The sequence below is a fragment of the Maribacter stanieri genome, assembly GCF_900112245.1.
In the GTDB taxonomy this organism is placed as follows: Bacteria; Bacteroidota; Bacteroidia; order Flavobacteriales; family Flavobacteriaceae; genus Maribacter; species Maribacter stanieri.
Map to the genome: position 1 here is coordinate 689,513 of NZ_FOYX01000003.1, position 17,314 is coordinate 706,826.

Here is a 17,314-nt window from a genome sequence, read left to right on the forward strand (position 1 = left end):
AATTAAAACTGAGTACTGCTAACTGAAACTGGCTACTGATACTAAAAACTTGTCAACCAACAACCAATTCCCGTACTTTGTACTTAATACTTCGGACTTTGTACTTAAAGAAAAATACCCAAACCCTTCTCGTAATAGCACTTGTATGGCCAGAACCTGCTTCTACGGCCGCGGGAGTGCGAATGATGCAATTGTTAGAAGTATTTAAAAAGCAAGGCTATTCCATAACCATTACTTCCGCTGCTTCTAGGTCGGAGTATGCTGCGGATGTTGAACTTTTAAGTTACAACTCGCAGGATATAAAAATAAACGATGCTTCGTTTGATGTTTTTGTAAAAGATTTGAATCCTGATGTGGTGTTGTTTGATCGTTTTTTGACCGAAGAACAATTTGGGTGGCGTGTGGCTGAAAACTGTCCAGATGCGCTCAGAATTTTAGATACCGAAGATTTACACAGCCTACGTCATGTGCGAGAACAATGTTTTAAAAAGGATGTTCCGTTTACTACAGATGCATGGTTGATAGATGATAAAACCAAACGCGAAATTGCATGTATTTACCGTTGCGATCTGTCTTTAATTATCTCTAGCTATGAATTAGAATTATTGACCGATGTTATAAAAATAGATGAAAGTCTATTGTTGTTACTTCCTTTTATGGTTGATGAGATTACCGATGACACCAAATGGAACTCATTTAATGAGCGAACCGATTTCATATTCATTGGTGGCGGAAAACATGCGCCCAATATAGATGCGGTTAAATGCTTAAAAACAATTATTTGGCCATTAGTTCATAAACAATTGCCCGAAGCCAAATTACATGTGTATGGTGCTTACTTGCCTCAACAAATTTTAGAAATGCATAACCCAGCAACCGGATTTCTAGTTGAGGGCAGGGCAGAAGCTGTTGATGATGTTATGAGTACCGCTAAGGTATGCTTGGCTCCCTTACGTTTTGGTGCCGGCATTAAAGGGAAATTGATTTCCGCCATGCAAAATGGCACACCTAGTGTTACTACGACCATTGGCGCAGAAGGCATGGCGGGCATTTTGGATTGGAACGGTTATATAGAAAATGATCACACCGCTTTTGTTGCAGCGGCAGTTCGTTTATATACAGTGAAAGATACCTGGCAACAATCACAAAACCAAGGCAAAACTTTGATTAATACGCTGTACGCTAAACCAAGTTTAGAAAGTGTATTTCTAGAGAAAGTAACACAACTTCATAAAGACCTGACCCATCATAGAACACAAAACTTCACCGGCGCTTTATTACAGCACCAAACCATGACTGCTACCAAGTTTATGGGTAAATGGATTGAAGAGAAAAATAAAGTATAATTGGTGTTTTATATATAGATGAGTATATGAATTGTATTGATTTACGAGCCATGATTTCATATGCAGTGTTAGTGGCTTTTTTTATTTAATTCGTTATTAAAGAATTCTATTATCATAGTGGAAACTTCTTTGTGTATTTCATCTCTATTAACAGACTTATCGTCTTTAAAAACAATGGGAGCATTTCTTTTAAGACGATTTTTTGCTTCGTTCATAAAAATGTAATGCCCTACTTGTCCTCTCAATTCTACGTATTTTGAGCCATCTAATAATTCACTATAATGTTTAGCATTGGTATTAACAGGTGTCCGTTCATCATTTTGCGCACCAATGATTAAAACTGATTTATTAACTTTTTCAAATTGACTTTTTTCATTAAACCCTTGTCCAATAGCAGGAGCCATTGCAATAAACGCAGATATTCTATTGTCTTTCAGGTATCTATTTTCTTTATTTCCCAATTCAATAATCTCGGGCGTAATGAGTTTTGAAACATCCCCCAATTCAGGTAAGTCAAACTCCACCTTTCCTTCTTCGGTATTAGAAAATTCTTTTAGTAATTCATAATTCAACACGCCTCCCGCTAGTGCAATTGTCGTATAACCGCCTAATGAAAATCCTGCCATTCCGATTCTTGTTGAGTCTATTATCGAACTAAATTCTGAAGCATTCAACAGATTGTCGAGTGCATAACTGATGTCTAATGGTCTATCCCAAACTTTTACAAAATTCTCTGGAATTTTATTATCTAAGGTATTGCCGTAATGATCAACTGCAGCTACTATAAATCCGTTGGAAGCTAGTTCACAAGCAAGCCACATTTGGCTAATTCTATTTCCTCCTGTTCCGTGAGAGAGTAAAATCAAGGGGGATTTTTCCGCAATAGGTGCTGCGTCTTTTGAAGTAGGAGGTAACTTGAAAGGGTATTCCTTTGTGACATTAAATTTAGTAGTGTCTTTTGTCGGATACCATATTTCGGTTTTTAAAGGTCTGTTTCTTAAAGAATCAAGAAATGTAAAATTGGTTTGACCAATTGCATATTTATGTGTTTGCAAATAATTTTGAAAACTTTGGTCTTTATAATTATCGTTATTGCAAGCTGTAAAAGTGAAGAAAACAAATAAAATGATTAGAAAGGATAAAGTTCTTGAATACATATGATTTTTAATTTAAGTACAAAATTAGAACTCATCTATGTAAATAAAATTGATAAAAATCAAGAAGCCTCAATTTTTTTAGCTTTTAGTCTACTAAGTGTTTCTTGGGACATACCTAGGTAGCTGGCTAGAACTTTGTTAGGTAATCTTATTAAAAGCTCAGGATGATTTATTTTAAAATCTTGGTAAAGATGTTTTCCGCTCATTGTAATTAATTTTTCAATTCGTTTCACACTATTTATATATGCTTTCTCAAGAATATCTGTATAGAATTTTTTCCACTCAGGAAGCATCTTATTAAGCTTTTTAAAATCAGAAAATGAAATATAGAATATTTCACTTGCCTCGATAGCCTGCAGGTATGAACTGGTATTTGTTTGTTCGATGAAACTAGGAAATATTGTAATGAAGTTGTTTTCAGTTTCAATTTGCCTAGTCCATTCTTGACCATCATCTCTAGTGCATACAACTCGTAAACATCCTTTTTTAATGAAAAATAAATGTTTACAAACTTTGTTTTGATGAATCAATATCTGATTCTTCTTAGTTTGTATTTCCTTGAAACAAATTAATATACTTTCTAATTTCTCATCAGAAAGTATTAATTTTTGATTTAGATGTTTCTTTAGATAATCAGTCATATTACTTTAATCGTTAAAACAACTGGTAATGGGTTTGTTTTACAATTACCGCCAACGGTCTCGGCTCGTATGTTTTGTTTTCAGTTTGAAGATACTATAATTATAAAAATAAAGGAGAGTTATTAAGGGGTTGAGCTAGATACATTTTCAGCAATCTTTGTAAACGACATATAACCAAAGAAAAACTTTTGTCAAAACCTTGTATACATAACCAATTTGGAACAGGTGTTTCTAGAAAAGATAGCAAATCTGCAACAATCAATTACAACTCATAGAACACAAAACTTCACAGGTGGTTTATTACAACACCAAACTATGACCGCTACTAAGTTTATGGGGAAATGGATTGAGGAGAAGAATAGGGGGTAAGCTAAAGGGTTTCGTTATCGTTCGGCGCTATGCAATGGCGCAGCTCTCAAGTTAGGTTTGTTTTTCGAAGTTAAGAATTGTTTTGCTCAGTTTGGATGATTTCTCGAAGTTTGAACCTGCGCTTGGGAATAACGTGTGTTAGGTTTATTTTAATGCTTTTATGATGCTGTCGAGGTCTTTAATTTCAGGGATTATTTGGATATTAATTCTATCCTTTTCAGTTTTTAAATCAATGGGATTCTGTACACTATGAGTAGAATGGGCTATACTTCCACGTTTAGCACCAAAGTCATCCATTGTGTTTAACCAAGTTTGATCCAATTGACTCTCTTCAATACCTAAAGGAAGTAAAATGTTTTTGACGTTGTTTGATTTTATACCGTGGTTACTGTTCAGCTTATTTGTGTAATGTCCAGTAGTTCTATTTATTCTATGCTTGATATCATTTTTAGATGGATCGTTTTCCCAATTAATTTCATGCGAACAAAAAGCAATAATAGACAAAATACAATTGCTTTTTTGCCTAGTTGCAATCCATTTTGATTTGGCATTTGAAACCACTTGTTTAGCTATATCCTCAAAATATGCTTCGATTTCCGCATGCACTAACAGAATATAACCTCGAATTAAATCCTTTTCCTTTTTTGTGTAGTTACCAGTTATTTTTTCGTCTGGCAGTAGGTTGTTCTCAATGAACTTAATTCTTGACTTTAATTTGTTGTATCGCGCAGAATTAGCCATCTAGATTTTTTTTTCTGAATAGCCATTACTGTCGTATGTTGGAATTGTAACCTGAGTATCTAATATTTCTGCAAGAGATTCTCCCCATGTTGTGATTCGTTTAAACGTATTATCGATACTTTTTGTGGTATGCTCGAATGATGTTCTAAAATCACCATCATTTACACATAGAGATTTATATTTGTCCAAAATTTCTGTCTTCTTTCCACGAGCCTCCTCTAAAATACCAGGGACACTGAAATAAAACACCATTATATCGAAAACTGCCCGGTTAAAATTAGACTGAAACTCGGTACCGTTCCACTTACTAAAAGCATTTTTTTTAGATCCAAACAATTCAATCGTGAAGGAAATGGCGCTATCCAGATTATTCGCATCTTTTTTTATTTTAGATGCATCTGTTACCCAAGAGTGATTTAATCGATTTACTGTTGAGTCAAAAGCTTTCTTTAGATTTCCGTCATATTCGCTTAAAAAGTATTTATTTGCAAAGTAGCGAATAACTATCTCAACATCACGCATTCTATAATCTGGTTTGGTGAGATTAAGCATTTCCTTAATTGGATTGCTTGAGATTGAAAACTCATCTGCGAAATCAATAAATGGTCCGGGATGTAAAGCTTGTCTTAGTTCCTGTGGACTAAGTTTAATACTACCTGTATTTAGCCTAAGAAACACAGTAAATAAAAATTCTTCATTAGGCCAGTTCTTAATAATGGTTGTTCTAATGCTTTGATTTTCGAGCGAATTAACCTCGTTTTCGAAGTCAGAGTTTTCTTTAATTTTCTTGTATGTTTTACCATTTAGTTCAGTGAGGATGTCTAATCCACCTAATCTCAAAGGCTTAAATTCATCATCTTCTTTTTCCGAAAAGAATTTACGTATAGTTAGTAAACGTTGCTTTCCATCAATTACAATGTATTTTCCTTTTTTATCTTTTTTCTCAGCTAAGATTATTTGCGGAACTGGTAGGCCAAGAATCAGAGATTCGATAAAACGACTTTTTTGTTTATTAGACCATGCGTCACGTCGTTGAAATTTGGGAAATAAATCAATATTTCCTCTTGTAAGTTGGTTGTTCACTGTTTCAGCGGTCCAATCAGTCCCCCAAATTACAGCATCAGTAAAACTTCCGATACCTTGATTAATGTCATCTTCATCTTCGCTACCAATATCTTCAGGATCTAAAAATAATTGATCATCATTTAAATCGATTTCTTCTTGGGGCATAATTTTACTTTTTTTGTATTCTAAATATAGTGGTTATCTATTAATCTTAACGATTGGCTAAGAGGAATTTCAATTCCTTTTAAATGCTTCATTAATATATTTCGGGGAGTGATGGCTAAGTTCTATATTTCAATAGGTGTACGCAAGTACTTACAAATAATTTGTAAGAAAGTTATTAACGAATGAGTTAATACAATTTAGCCTGTTTGTTATACTTTCCAGTCGTTTTTTAAATACGCAAGCGCATCTTCCAAGGCCTTTTTAGAAGGTTTAGGGTTAAAGCCTAATTCTTCTCTAGAGTTACGAATATCATAGTCTTGTTTTAAACCATAAAACATATCTAGGTAATGTCGCTGCAATAAAGGTTCATTACCGGTAAGCTTACTGCTAAATTCCATTAAACCAGCTACACCATACAAAAGCCATTTTGGTACTTTTTTAGGCATTTTTAACTTTAGTTCTGGGTATAGATCTGCTGCGATTTTTACACTCTCTTGTAAGGTAGTATGTGTTTCATTCGCTAATATATAGCGCTCGCCATCTCTGCCTTTTGTCATTGCATTGAACATGCCTAAAGCAACATCTTTTACATCTACCCAATTTAAGGTAACACTAGTATCTACAGGTATTTCTCCATTTAAAACTTGTAGTACCAAATTGTTAGAATAACTGAGTTTAAACGCTATAGCACCAACCATTGCAGATGGTAAAACCAATACCGTTCTAATACCGTATTTTTTACCTAAAGCTACCGCTAGTTTATCTGAATCGTTCTTAGAATTGAAATACCAGTTTCTTCGATCTTTATTATAGCCATTAACTACATTGGCGGGTAGTTTGGTGAAATCTAAACTGGCTACAGAACTTACGTATACAATATTTTGTACGCCACATTCTTTAGCGACATCAAAAACGTTTTGGGTTCCTTGTAGGTTGTTATCATAAATTTCAGTTTTAGGGTCTTTTGCCCACATACTAAAATTTGCCGCTACTGCGTATACATTAGTGACCCCTTCAAATGCCATTCTTAAAGAGGCTTTATCAGTTATATCTGCCTGTACAATCTCACAGTCCAACCCTTTAAAAGGTGCGGTATTATTCGTATTTCTAACAGTTGTTCTAACTTTTTGATTATTGGCAAGTAATAATCGTATTAAGTTGTTTCCTAAATGTCCGGTACCGCCTGTTACTAATGATATCTCGTTGCTCATACTATTTTTGAATTTTGCTTAGGCAAATTTCAGTGACTTTTAATTGGTAAGAAATAACATTTGTTAGAAAGCGATCTGTTTTCTAATACGACTTAGCGATTGTGGTTCCATTCCTAAAAAGGAAGCGATATTATCTATAGATACGTTTAAAGCTAATGTTGGATACTGGTTTACAAATTTTTGATACCGCTCTTTTGCGGTTAAAATCTGAAAATCTTTTACACGTTCTAGTTTACAATTTAAATGCTCATTGGTGACTTCCTTCACAAATATTGCCCAGAAACTGGTCTCTCTTTGTAACAGATCAAAGTCCGGCTTTGCTATTTTTACTAGGGTGGCAGCGGTTACAGTTTCGTAATAATCCATTGACGGAGTCTCTGTCATAAAACTCTCTAGCGATGTAAAGAAATCTTGCTCTGCAACGAGATGCTGAACAACTATTTTTCCGTCAATATTCTGATATCCCTTTACAATACCGGTATCTAAGAAATAAATATACCGTTCTACTTTTCCTGCTTCTAAGAGAATGGTTTGCGCAGGAACTTCTTCCGACACGGAATATTTTTTAATTAGATCAATATCCGTTTGCGAAATGGTTGCTCTTGACCGTATGTAGTTAATTAGATTTTCCATTGTTGAAAACGAAGTTCGTTTTTTACAAATCTCAAAGCAAACACATACAGCCGTACTTCTAATTAGTTATTAACGATGGGCCTAATAATGACTTATTGCTACAATATAAATGGTCTGAGAAGTTTTTTGGGTGAATTGCTTATTACTTTTTAAAATGATTTTTAACCAAATCCATTAAATCTTCTCCGTGAATATTCTTAGCTATGATGACACCATTTTCATCGAGAATAAAATTGGCTGGAATTGTACGAACACGAATTTTCTTCAAAAAAGGTGCATCATCTCCCTGCAGATCCGATGCTTGGTGCCAACGATCTGCTCCATCGCGTTCTGCCGCTGCTTTCCAGCTTGCTTCATCACTTTCTAATGCATAGGCAACTATTTGTAAACCCTGGTCGTAATATTCATCCCATAGCGGTACTAAAACTTTACGGTTCTCTAACCTACAAGGAGCACACCATGATGCCCACAAGTCTATAATTGTAAGCTTTTTACCCAATACTTCTTTCAAGTGTAGCGTTTCTTGTGTTAACATAGGAAGAATGAGATTAGGAAATTCGTCTCCTATTAAAACAGGTAAGTTTTCCGGCTCACTTAATTTACAAAGCTGTTGTACCCAAGGATTATTAGATTGTTTTTTATTCCACTTTTCACATTGATTCACTAAAAATTCAGGAACACGTTCATAATCATTCTCTGGACTTACCCATCTTGTCGCTACCAATGCAGGCAGAAGGTGTTGCGTGGTATCTGCAAAATTCATTAATGCTGTCTTATATTGTAAGATAGCATGTTCTTTTTCTATTAATTCATTGCCTTCTTCTATTTGCCAATGCTTTTCTGCAAGATAAGTTTGGTAAGCTTTCGCTTTAATACCCCTTACCTCTAACAAAGCATTATTTATTTCTGAAGGGTTTTCTATTTTAAAACTCTTTTGAAATTCATCAACCCTAGCTGTAATATGAAGCGGTTCTCTAGATTTTAAAACAATAGGCATATAATTAGCCCTATTAGCATTATCATTTTGTAAATAATTTCCAGCTTTTCCTGTATGCTGCACGGCTAATTCTAACAATACAGTTTCTTTATTTTTAGGTACGTTGCGGAACTCAAAGCTACCATCGGTATCTACTACGGCAGAATCTATGACTTTCCCCAAGTAAGAAGCTGCAACCTGTTGTAACGTTTCAGGTTCAATTAAATAAACTTTTATGTCTTCCTTTTCTATACCTTCTAATCTTCCTGATATATCCACAGGAGCATTACAAGCCATCAAGTTAAGACCTATTACAAGAAGGCAGGTTATAATTTTTATGGGTGTTTTTGACATTAGTTTGTATTCTGTAGAAATTTAATAGCTCAATTCCCTGATATCGTATTTATTCTTGTTTCATTAAATCTAATTTCAATTTACCTTTTGGATGTTTGTAATACTGGCAACTATTTATTTGAGATACGTTCACTTCTTACTTTTCAAGGTAATTGTAATTATATCTAAAAACAATCTCAGAATAGAAAATAGCAGTATACCTAAAAATAGCATGAACAGAAAGAATGTAAAATAATGTTCTGTACTAAGAAAGTAATCTATGGATTTTATCATAACATAATAGATTCCACATAATGAAACATAAGAAATTATAAATACACTTTGTGATATCTTTCTTTCAACAATTAATTGTTTAATGTAATTGGAAAATGAATAGGAAGAGAATACGTTCAATATCATTATAAATACAAATAGTACTATAAAATAACCAGAGCCTATTTTATAATTCAAGACTTTACGTGCGTCTAAAATAATAGCGATTACAATTGAAATCGTAAACAGGTACAATGCTATTTTTAGGCAAGGGTTTTTCATTTAATTATAACCCAAAATGATTAATAGGTCCGTTGCCTTGACCTAAGGTTTTATGTTTGCCAGCTACAATTGCCTTATTGACATAGTTGCAACCTTTTGTAATAGCACTAAGCATAGGTTCTCCTAAACTTAAATAAGCGGCAATGCTTGAAGAAAGGCTACAACCCGTACCGTGAGTATTGTCTGTATGTACTCTTGGGTTTGTTATAATGCTTACTTCTCCTGTGTTATTATCATAAAATACATCGGTCATTATGATGGTATAGTCATTTATATGTCCGCCTTTTAACAATACAGAAGTTTGAAACTGTTCTCCGATGCTCTTTGCCATGACTTGCATATTATCTTGAGTGATAGCTTTGTCAATCAACAGTTCTGCTTCAGGAATATTAGGAGTGATCAAACTTACTTTTGGTAATAAATTCTTTAAACAAGCAATGGCATCATCGGTAATTAATTTATGTCCGGATGTGGTCACCATCACAGGATCTAGAACTATGTTATTGAGTCCGTATTCACCTAATTTATCCTGAACTACTTTTATCACTTCACAAGAATGCAGCATGCCGATTTTAACCGCACCGAATTGAATATCGCTAAGTACGGCATCTAATTGTTTTTCTATATGAGAAATAGGTATGGCGTGTATATCTGTGACTCCTAAAGTATTCTGTGCGGTAGTTGCTGTAATTACCGTAGCGGCATAAGCTCCGCAGGCACTAATGCTTTTAATATCTGCTTGTATACCTGCACAACCACCAGAATCGCTTCCGGCGATGGACAAGACACTGTTGTAGGGTGTTTTTATATCTTCCATGCTTCTTTATTATAGGCGCTATCCCAAAACATCCACTCTAATTTTGATGCTTTTACGAAAGCTTCTTCCATCTTTTGCAATACATCATCAGATGCATTTGCAGCGTATGTATTGGTAATCGCTATAGCTTGGCTAACCGAAGCAGCAAAGGCCTCGCCACCGTAAGTATCTATCCAACTTTGATAGGTGTTATCGTCTTTATTGGTCTGGTTTGCCTGTATGTAATCTCCAATTTCTTTGTAAATGGTAAAACAAGGTAGTACAGCTGCCAATGCTTCTTCTACCGAATGATTCGTAACGATACGACTCAAGTAACTTGTATACAGTTCACAAGTAGGAGAGGGCTCGTATGCTAACTGATTATCTTTTAGAAAAATTTGATGCAGCGCGTTCTCAACATTGATAATCCCTGTAGCGGAATCTAGAAAAAACTGGGTATCATCTTCATGCCCGCATTTGATAGCCACAGTTGCCAATACCTTTTTATATTCCGCAAGGTACATCGCATCTTGATTGATATAAAACTGAAAAACATCGGATGGGAGCGTACCGTTCATCAACTCTGTAATGAAGGGTTGTTTTTTGATGGCTTCCAGAATATGATCCGTTTTTTCTCTTGCTAGTTGGTACCAGTCTTGCATAATATATTTTTAAGTTCTCTTGATGCTTCTTCAGGATTATCTGCCTTAGAAATTGCCGATACTATGGCGATTCCGTCTGCTCCATGACCCATCAAATCTCTTGTGTTGTTTTTGTTAATTCCGCCAATACAAACAATTGGTTTTGCATATAATTGGCGTATTTCTTTCAATCCGGCAATACCTAATGGTTTTGCTAAATCGGTTGTTTTTGTATTCGTAGAAAAAATAGGGGAGATGCCAATATAATCTGCTGCCTGAGCATTAGGCTGCTCGGCTTGTTCTTTATTACTTACCGATAGTCCAATAATCTTACTATTACCTAATAATATACGTGCAACGGCATAAGGCATATCTGTCTGACCAATATGTACACCGTCTGCATCTATAGCCAAAGCAATATCCAATCGATCATTAATAAGCAATGGAGTATTATATTTCTCACAGATTTCTTTACACCGTAATGCACGCTGGTAAAAAGTCTGTGTATCGCACGTTTTCTCCCGTAACTGAATAATAGTAGCTCCGCCTTTTAAGCTGGCTTCCAGAATATGGAAAAAGCTATTATCATCTTTTATGCTGTCATCGGTAACATACATTAAAGCGTAGTCTACTTTAGGCATTTGTTTTCACTTTAGCTGCTAAAACATCTGGAGAAATTTCATATAAACAATCAATAAAGTTCATCTGAAAACTACCAGGACCTGAAGATTTTTCATTTGCTAAATCTCCTGCTACGCCCATAATTGCCATTGCCGCAGTTGCTGCCAAATGCGCATTTTCTTCCACACCTAAACATGCACCTACAATAGCAGTTGCCGTACAACCCATACCTGTAATTTTTGCCATCATAGGGTTGCCATTTTCTATTTTACTAACAATATCTCTGGTTATGATGTAATCGGTTTCACCACTAATAACAACGGTGTTATTGTATTTCTTAGCCAAAAGTGTAACGCCTTCAATAGCATCTTGAGTATCCATTGTACTATCTACACCTTTTGTAGAATTGGTCAATTTTGCCAATGCCATAATCTCAGAAGCATTACCACGAATTACATTGGGTGTGGCAGCTTTCATAATCATTTGGGCAACTTCTGTTCTATATGCAGATGCACCAACGCCAACTGGATCAAATACAAATGGCGTATTGGTTTTCTTTGCTTGCTCTGCAGCCAAGAGCATACTTTCTACCCATTTCTCACTTAACGTTCCCATATTAATAACAAGAGAGGAAGAAATGGTTACAATATCCTCAACCTCTTCAATAGCATGCGCCATTACAGGTGATGCGCCAACGGCTAACAATGCATTTGCTGTGTTGTTCATTACCACGTAATTGGTAATATTATGTACTAGTGGGCTCTTGGTTCTAATTTGGTTTAATACGGAGGCAAAACTGCTCATTGTAATAATTAAATTTATGTTGGTTGATTTATTTTAAACTGAATCAACTAAGTTCGATAATTTCAAAAAAATAGAAAACAATATCTTGTTACCATTGTGATAAGTTATTAACGTTGTATAATAAATTCAAGTAAAATAAAGCCATTGATATTCCGTTAGCTTCTTCAGAATGGTTCACGTAAATTCGGACTAGTTAGAATAGCATTTAGTATGAAAAATATAGGAAAGAGTGTTTGTTTCATTTTAGCGATAATCTCAATGGCGTGTTCATCTAGTGATGATGCCACTGTAACTCCTCCAGTTGAAGCAATCCCTGAAGAGATAGCACCTGTAGAAACCTTAGATTTTGTAAATGCAGAGTTTGTTGCAGATATGCCTGTATCTCAATTTAATACGAGCTTTGTATATGATGATAAAATTTATGCTACAGCTGAAGATGAGACCTATGCTTTTGATATTGGATCAAAAACTTGGAGTCTATTAACCACAGATACAGATACTCCAAAGACAACTTTTGATATCGGTTTAAATTTTATACGTGATGGAAAATGGTATCGATTAATTAGGAAAGGACTTTTTGTATTTGATTTTGAATTAAATGATTGGGAGGTCATTAAATCATTTCCTTTATCAGATTTAATATATTCTATACAAGGGTATTACGTAGAAGCTGAAAATGCTGTTTATGTCTTAGACCAAATAAACCGAGCGGAAATCATCTACAAGTATGATCTTTTAACTAATGAATTAATGGAACACTCAACTTTTGATAATAATGCCGGCTGGTATCCCATACCTGAAAATGCATTTATAATAAACGATACGCGATATGTAGCTCATTTGAATGATTGGGAGGATATGGAAATATCTAAATTCAATGAAGATTACACGGTTTTTGAAACCATAAATGTATTAGAAACCGAAAACTATTTAGACGAAGGTGTTGCTTGCCAATTTGGTGATTATATCATTTTTGGATTAGGAGGAGTCCCTACAGGTGATGCCAATGGAAATATTACAAGAGATCCTTCAACGTTGAATTTTCATTACTATAATACAATTACGGATACCTTTGGTACTATGAACACCCCTTTTTACGAAAGTTGCAGAGATGCTCAATTAGTTACCTATAACAACGAATATTATCTAATTGGCGGACTTACTATAACTAATAACCGAACCGAATTTAGAAGTACTATTGAGAAGCTACAATTTGAAATTATAGCTCCTTAAATAGTTAACATGTAAAAAAATGCTTCTGTTTTGTGACTGAATTAATCATTTTTCGTGAAATAGCCTTCGTTAGATACGGCTGCATCACTAACCGATATGCTCGCGGTTTTAAACCAAACTTCTGCATAGTTACCATCTGCATATTGTTTTTGAATATCACCACCATGGGTCTCGGCACCTGAGCACCAGTTTTTATTTATTTCTGGAGATTTACCATTTGTTTGGTTGTAAGCTCCCAGCTTAAAAAAACAACCTTCGCCAGTGTACGCTTCTTTACGTTCTACACCATCTTGACCAATAGGGAAAAATAATTTTCTGGTTTGCTCTGGAATACTAGCTTTCGTAGCATATTCAGATTCCACTAAGTTTTTTGTAAAGGTTTTGGTCTCATGTCCGTCACTCATAAACTTCAAGCTCATGATTCCGTCTTGTACAACAACTTCATAGCTGAATTCTTCACCTAAAGCAATACCGTCTTCAGGCTCCGCCGGATAAGTGTTTTCACCAGTACCGACAACCGAAAAATCATTACCCCAAACAGCACTAGAGTAATCCCATCTTTTGGCATTATCCTCGCCAGCCGTATTAATTTCGTAATGCCAGAAAACAGAACCTTTTGTCTGCCCTGGATATTTTTTATAGAATATTTTCAATGGCTCATTCTCAAAGGCATCTGCACTATGAATTTGACCAACCACAACGGCATGTGTCGCTGCAACGCGAGCATCGCCCGTAGCAGATACATTCATAACTTTTAAAGTAGCGGTTAATTTATCATCTGCTGTTTTTGGGAACCATTTTTTAGTCTGGGCTAATTCCGTCCTCGTATTATTAGAGGTACCGTGGGTATCACCTCCATTCGGAGCTTTAAAAACCACCCAATTCTCACCACCTTCATTTACAGTATAAAAGAAGTCTTTGTTCTCAAAATTATTGGCAATTCCTGCGTTGGAACCATCACCCAATATCAACTTCCAATTATCAAAAAAGGGAATGACATCGCTGGCATAAACCGTTTTATCCAATTGTTCTTCAACAGAACCATTCTCAGTTGCTGAATCTACTTTTTTATTAGTGTTCTTACAGCTATTAAATGACAGACCTAACACTAAAAGAGAAGCTACTAATGTGATTGTATTTTTATTCATTTTTCTTATTATATAGGGGGATAAGTTATGAATAGTTTTGTCATTTTAACAGTTATAGCTTAAAAATTACATAACGGGTACAAGTGATTATGTTTGTAATATTCAGTTAATAAATATAAACAATTGGAATTATTCCCAAACCATAGCTACTTTTCCTCTTGTGCGCATTTGCTCAATAAAAGTGATAGCTTCAGGAATATTAGTATACGGATATGTGTTTTCTAAATGAATTTTAATTTTACCTTCTTGTACTAATGATGCCAAGATATTTAGGTCGTCTGAATTGGCTTGTGCAGTAAATTGAGTCAACGAAAATTTGCTAATTGCATTACTCATTAAAACAGAAAACATATGTTTCATAGTAGTAAAACCGACCATTACACCTCTTTTACCCATTCTTTTGTAATCTGAATGCGTGAGGTTACCGTGGGTGTCAATTACCAAGTCGTAATTATCTTTATGCTGATGGATATTGGTTTTATCGTATGCAATGATTTTATCTGCTCCCAGCGATCCTACAAAGTCTGTATTTCTTGACGAACAAACTGCTGTTACTTTTGCTCCATATGCTTTTGCCAATTGCACTGCAAAATGACCTACACCACCAGAAGCTCCATTGATTAAAACCGATTCCCCAGCCTTTATTTTTCCATGTGTAATTAGCGCTTGGTACGCTGTTAGTCCGGCAACGGGAATACTGGCCATAATAGGGAAATCTATATGTTCAGGTATTTTGGCACATACCTCTGTTGGTACACAAGCATATTCCGCAAAAGCACCGCCGCCCAACATTTCTCCAAAAACGTGATCCCCAACTTTAAAGTCTTTTACACCGTTACCTACTTCCTTTATTATACCTGCAAAATCTGAACCCAATATAGGTTCCTTGGGTTTGAACAATCCGAAAGATAAGCGAGCAAAAAAAGGTTTCCCACGAAGAATATGCCAATCAGCAGGATTAGCGGAGTTCGCCATAACCTTCACCAAAATGCTATGATCTTTTACAGTAGGCATCTCAACTTCTTCTAGTTGAAGTACTTCCGGTCCGCCATAGGTTCTTTTGGTAAAAGCTTTCATTTTATGTAGTTATCAATGTGATTATTAAGTCTTCTTTTCAATTTTTATATCGGGCTGATTGTTGGCTTTAAACTCAAAAATATCGTTACGTGAATAATGACCAATGACATCAAAATCTAATTTTGCATGTACTATTTCATCTAAATCTATTTCTGCTATTAAAGCTCCTGCTTCATCAAACAATGGTCCTGCAATAACTTTACCCAATGGAGAAACAATAACACTGCCGCCACGACAAAGATTTTCCGGTTCATATTCTACTAAATGCTGATATTTCTCTGGATACATAGATTTGCGATAATACTGATTGCAACCTAAAACAAAACACCTGCCTTCTAAAGCAATATGTTTCATGGTAGATGTCCATTCTTCTCTTGAGTCCGCAGTAGGAGCAATATAGATTTCCACACCTTTTTGGTACATGGACATTCTAGCCAACGGCATATAATTCTCCCAACAAATGAGTCCGCCCAGTTTACCAATTTTAGTATCGAAACTCACAAGGGACTTACCATCGTCTTCGCTCCAGATTATGCGTTCGCTACCTGTAGGTTTTATTTTTCGGTGAACACCCAAAAAGCCGTCAGTAGGGGAGATGTAAAGCATTGAACAAAATAAACTACCATTATTAGATTGCTTTTCTGTGATACCAATAACTAAATAGACTTTCTCCGTCTTCGCAAGTTTTACTAATCTTTGGAGTTCTTCACCTTCTAAATCAATACTGTTTTTATGATATTCGGTATAGATTTTTCTACCTTCTTCTGTTCTGCTACCAACAACAGCACCAAAAGAGAACCCTCTTGGGTACCCAGGAATAAAGGATTCTGGGAAAACAATTAATTCAGAACCTTGCCTTGCATGGGTTTTTACAAGACTTTCTATTTTTTGAATAGTTTTTTCCTTGTCAAAAAAAACTGGACTATCTTGAATTAGGCAGACTTTTACTTTCATGTATACGGCAAATATTCACCGTAAGTTAACAATTATTCCAACCCCTTTTTATCGGGATTCCAGAATGGTTTGGTTTTAATTTGTTTTGCACTCCAATTCAACTCTTTTCTAAAATAATTGATCAATGCAATACAGACTCTACTATCCCCAGCAATGTATACCATTGTCTCGCCTTTCATTTCAGGAATTATACTATTCAATTTTTGGATGATCTCTACGGATGGATTTTCACTCATCACATTAAAATCAAACGGATTAGCACCATTTACATCTGGAAAAAAATCATCCATATTCTCACTGTAGATAATGCTCTCTATTTGTTTATTATCCGATAGATTTCGATTAATAATATATAGATGTGAAAGTGCCGATAGATCGCCGATCATTAAATAACTATCTGCGGAGTCATCAACAAGAAATTTGCCTTTTTTCCACTTAAAATATACCATGTCATTGGGTTTGCAAGTTTCTACCCATTTAGCCCCTATACCGTAACTATGAGTTGCAATGGCAATATCTATCGTACTATTTTCTTTATTAATATCCCAAACGCTATAACTTCTTACTTTGTCTTTTAAAGAAATTTCATCTTGATCGATTCCTACGCCTAGCCTTAAAAAATGCCCAGGTACAAAATCATAATCAGCAATGCCATCACTCTGAATGCGTATTTTATAGACTGAATCTGATATTTTTGTTTTTGTAAGGATAATTCCTTTTTCAAGTACTTTCTTTATTATGGTTTCAACTAAACCCATTTCGTTTACTTTAAGTAATGAATAAATAATCAAGAATTTAATATCTCGATGATTTGCTTATAATTTGATGTAAAACAGTATTTATAAAAA

The 17,314-nt window shown here is 35.0% G+C and carries 17 protein-coding genes; 2 read left to right on the forward strand and 15 right to left on the reverse strand.

Features of this window, described 5'->3' with window-relative positions; genetic code table 11:
- The first annotated feature begins 98 nt into the window (after positions 1–98).
- The gene (locus BM296_RS16775) at positions 99–1,346 is read left to right on the forward strand and encodes a glycosyltransferase (RefSeq protein WP_245787042.1); all 1,248 of its coding nucleotides are present in this window, start codon (positions 99–101) and stop codon (positions 1,344–1,346) included.
- 68 nt (positions 1,347–1,414) lie between these two features.
- On the opposite strand, the gene BM296_RS16780 is transcribed toward BM296_RS16775, so the two are convergent.
- The 11 genes from BM296_RS16780 to thiM form a co-directional block, all read right to left on the reverse strand.
- On the reverse strand, positions 1,415–2,503 hold the full coding sequence (locus BM296_RS16780; protein WP_091904739.1) for an alpha/beta hydrolase family protein: 1,089 nt from the start codon (positions 2,501–2,503) through the stop codon (positions 1,415–1,417).
- 59 nt (positions 2,504–2,562) lie between these two features.
- On the reverse strand, positions 2,563–3,144 hold the full coding sequence (locus BM296_RS16785) for a Crp/Fnr family transcriptional regulator (protein WP_091904742.1): 582 nt from the start codon (positions 3,142–3,144) through the stop codon (positions 2,563–2,565).
- Between the two features lie 513 nt (positions 3,145–3,657).
- On the reverse strand, positions 3,658–4,254 hold the full coding sequence (locus BM296_RS16790) for a HEPN domain-containing protein (protein ID WP_091904745.1): 597 nt from the start codon (positions 4,252–4,254) through the stop codon (positions 3,658–3,660).
- On the reverse strand, positions 4,255–5,484 hold the full coding sequence (locus BM296_RS16795) for a GmrSD restriction endonuclease domain-containing protein (protein WP_091904748.1): 1,230 nt from the start codon (positions 5,482–5,484) through the stop codon (positions 4,255–4,257). It abuts the gene before it with no gap.
- 209 nt (positions 5,485–5,693) lie between these two features.
- The gene (locus tag BM296_RS16800; protein ID WP_091904751.1) at positions 5,694–6,695 is read right to left on the reverse strand and encodes an NAD-dependent epimerase/dehydratase family protein; all 1,002 of its coding nucleotides are present in this window, start codon (positions 6,693–6,695) and stop codon (positions 5,694–5,696) included.
- Positions 6,696–6,758: 63 nt separating this feature from the next.
- Positions 6,759–7,328 (reverse strand): Crp/Fnr family transcriptional regulator, encoded by a 570-nt coding sequence (locus BM296_RS16805; RefSeq protein WP_091904754.1) that lies wholly within the window; start codon positions 7,326–7,328, stop codon positions 6,759–6,761.
- A gap of 142 nt (positions 7,329–7,470) precedes the next feature.
- Entirely contained in the window at positions 7,471–8,658 is a 1,188-nt protein-coding gene (locus BM296_RS16810) for a TlpA family protein disulfide reductase (RefSeq protein ID WP_091904757.1), read from the reverse strand.
- 538 nt (positions 8,659–9,196) lie between these two features.
- A complete protein-coding gene (gene thiD, locus BM296_RS16815; RefSeq protein WP_091904760.1) occupies positions 9,197–10,009 on the reverse strand; it encodes a bifunctional hydroxymethylpyrimidine kinase/phosphomethylpyrimidine kinase in 813 nt (270 codons plus the stop codon).
- Positions 9,997–10,650, reverse strand: a complete 654-nt coding sequence (gene tenA / locus BM296_RS16820; RefSeq protein ID WP_091904763.1) for a thiaminase II — start codon at positions 10,648–10,650, stop codon at positions 9,997–9,999. The genes thiD and tenA overlap by 13 nt, the downstream gene beginning before the upstream one ends.
- The gene (thiE, locus tag BM296_RS16825) at positions 10,629–11,270 is read right to left on the reverse strand and encodes a thiamine phosphate synthase (RefSeq protein WP_091904766.1); all 642 of its coding nucleotides are present in this window, start codon (positions 11,268–11,270) and stop codon (positions 10,629–10,631) included. The genes tenA and thiE overlap by 22 nt, the downstream gene beginning before the upstream one ends.
- A complete protein-coding gene (thiM, locus tag BM296_RS16830; RefSeq protein ID WP_091904769.1) occupies positions 11,263–12,054 on the reverse strand; it encodes a hydroxyethylthiazole kinase in 792 nt (263 codons plus the stop codon). The genes thiE and thiM overlap by 8 nt, the downstream gene beginning before the upstream one ends.
- 210 nt (positions 12,055–12,264) lie before the next feature.
- Between thiM and BM296_RS16835 the strand changes: the two genes are divergently transcribed.
- Positions 12,265–13,287 carry a hypothetical protein gene (locus BM296_RS16835; RefSeq protein WP_143099098.1) on the forward strand — a complete coding sequence of 341 codons (1,023 nt, stop codon included), beginning with the start codon at positions 12,265–12,267 and terminating at the stop codon, positions 13,285–13,287.
- Between the two features lie 41 nt (positions 13,288–13,328).
- On the opposite strand, the gene BM296_RS16840 is transcribed toward BM296_RS16835, so the two are convergent.
- The 4 genes from BM296_RS16840 to BM296_RS16855 all read right to left on the reverse strand — a co-directional run bounded on the left by BM296_RS16840 (position 13,329) and on the right by BM296_RS16855 (position 17,224).
- Positions 13,329–14,435: a polysaccharide lyase family 7 protein gene (locus BM296_RS16840; protein ID WP_091904774.1), complete on the reverse strand. Its 1,107-nt coding sequence runs from the start codon at positions 14,433–14,435 to the stop codon at positions 13,329–13,331.
- Between the two features lie 129 nt (positions 14,436–14,564).
- Positions 14,565–15,512: an NAD(P)-dependent alcohol dehydrogenase gene (locus BM296_RS16845; RefSeq protein WP_091904777.1), complete on the reverse strand. Its 948-nt coding sequence runs from the start codon at positions 15,510–15,512 to the stop codon at positions 14,565–14,567.
- A gap of 24 nt (positions 15,513–15,536) precedes the next feature.
- On the reverse strand, positions 15,537–16,466 hold the full coding sequence (locus BM296_RS16850) for a carbon-nitrogen hydrolase family protein (protein ID WP_091904780.1): 930 nt from the start codon (positions 16,464–16,466) through the stop codon (positions 15,537–15,539).
- A 32-nt stretch (positions 16,467–16,498) separates the two neighbouring features.
- Positions 16,499–17,224, reverse strand: coding sequence for a siderophore-interacting protein (locus tag BM296_RS16855; protein WP_091904783.1), 726 nt, complete (start codon positions 17,222–17,224; stop codon positions 16,499–16,501).
- Between the last annotated feature and the right edge of the window lie 90 nt (positions 17,225–17,314).

Bases quoted from the DNA above. Each gene is read 5' to 3' on its own strand.
- thiE (WP_091904766.1), bottom strand. From the start codon at position 11,270: ATGCCTAAAGTAGACTACGCTTTAATGTATGTTACCGATGACAGCATA.
- BM296_RS16795 (WP_091904748.1), bottom strand. From the start codon at position 5,484: ATGCCCCAAGAAGAAATCGATTTAAATGATGATCAATTATTTTTAGAT.
- thiD (WP_091904760.1), bottom strand. From the start codon at position 10,009: ATGGAAGATATAAAAACACCCTACAACAGTGTCTTGTCCATCGCCGGA.
- BM296_RS16785 (WP_091904742.1), bottom strand. From the start codon at position 3,144: ATGACTGATTATCTAAAGAAACATCTAAATCAAAAATTAATACTTTCT.
- BM296_RS16800 (WP_091904751.1), bottom strand. From the start codon at position 6,695: ATGAGCAACGAGATATCATTAGTAACAGGCGGTACCGGACATTTAGGA.
- BM296_RS16790 (WP_091904745.1), bottom strand. From the start codon at position 4,254: ATGGCTAATTCTGCGCGATACAACAAATTAAAGTCAAGAATTAAGTTC.
- tenA (WP_091904763.1), bottom strand. From the start codon at position 10,650: ATGCAAGACTGGTACCAACTAGCAAGAGAAAAAACGGATCATATTCTG.
- BM296_RS16780 (WP_091904739.1), bottom strand. From the start codon at position 2,503: ATGTATTCAAGAACTTTATCCTTTCTAATCATTTTATTTGTTTTCTTC.
- BM296_RS16835 (WP_143099098.1), top strand. From the start codon at position 12,265: ATGAAAAATATAGGAAAGAGTGTTTGTTTCATTTTAGCGATAATCTCA.
- BM296_RS16845 (WP_091904777.1), bottom strand. From the start codon at position 15,512: ATGAAAGCTTTTACCAAAAGAACCTATGGCGGACCGGAAGTACTTCAA.
- BM296_RS16855 (WP_091904783.1), bottom strand. From the start codon at position 17,224: ATGGGTTTAGTTGAAACCATAATAAAGAAAGTACTTGAAAAAGGAATT.
- BM296_RS16840 (WP_091904774.1), bottom strand. From the start codon at position 14,435: ATGAATAAAAATACAATCACATTAGTAGCTTCTCTTTTAGTGTTAGGT.
- BM296_RS16805 (WP_091904754.1), bottom strand. From the start codon at position 7,328: ATGGAAAATCTAATTAACTACATACGGTCAAGAGCAACCATTTCGCAA.
- BM296_RS16850 (WP_091904780.1), bottom strand. From the start codon at position 16,466: ATGAAAGTAAAAGTCTGCCTAATTCAAGATAGTCCAGTTTTTTTTGAC.
- BM296_RS16810 (WP_091904757.1), bottom strand. From the start codon at position 8,658: ATGTCAAAAACACCCATAAAAATTATAACCTGCCTTCTTGTAATAGGT.
- thiM (WP_091904769.1), bottom strand. From the start codon at position 12,054: ATGAGCAGTTTTGCCTCCGTATTAAACCAAATTAGAACCAAGAGCCCA.